The following is a 677-nucleotide window of genomic DNA, read 5'->3' as shown; positions in this document are numbered from 1 at the left end:
AAGGTGGGACAGATGATTGGGGTGAAGTCGTAACAAGGTAGCCGTATCGGAAGGTGCGGCTGGATCACCTCCTTTCTAAGGAAAATGAGGCTCGCTTGGTTTTTGTTTAGTTTTGAGAGATCATTTGCGATCTTTCTATTATAGTAAGAAAAAGACATAGGAGTTTAAATGCTTATAGCATTTGTGCATCCTGTGCTTTATGTTCCTTGAAAACTAGATAACGATAACAATTCAAGTATTCACTGAGTTTAAACGCTTAGTTTAGTGATTCTCTTAATAATTAGTAATGACATCATTGATGTCGAAGGTTAAGTTGTTAAGGGCGCACGGTGGATGCCTTGGCACTAGGAGCCGATGAAGGACGGTACTAACACCGATATGCTTCGGGGAGCTGTAAGTAAGCTTTGATCCGGAGATTTCCGAATGGGGAAACCCACTGTTCGTAATGGAACAGTATCTTTACCTGAATCCATAGGGTAATGAAGGCAGACCCGGGGAACTGAAACATCTAAGTACCCGGAGGAAGAGAAAGCAAACGCGATTTCCTGAGTAGCGGCGAGCGAAACGGAAGAAGCCCAAACCAAGAGGCTTGCCTCTTGGGGTTGTAGGACACTCTATTAGGAGTTACAAAGGAACGGGGTAAATGAAGCGGTCTGGAAAGGCCCGTCATAGAAGGT

At 44.3% G+C, this 677-nt stretch carries 2 rRNA genes; both read left to right on the top strand.

From position 1 onward, the window contains the following. Positions 1 to 75, top strand: a 16S ribosomal RNA gene (locus WQ54_RS17940); the annotation flags it as partial. 231 nt (positions 76 to 306) lie between these two features. Continuing rightward, positions 307 to 677 (top strand): 23S ribosomal RNA (locus tag WQ54_RS17935); the annotation flags it as partial.

This window comes from Bacillus sp. SA1-12, from assembly GCF_000981385.1.
Taxonomy (GTDB): domain Bacteria; phylum Bacillota; class Bacilli; order Bacillales; family Bacillaceae; genus Metabacillus.
Note: the sequence above shows the minus strand (reverse complement) of the source record. Positions and strands in the feature narration are given on the sequence as shown.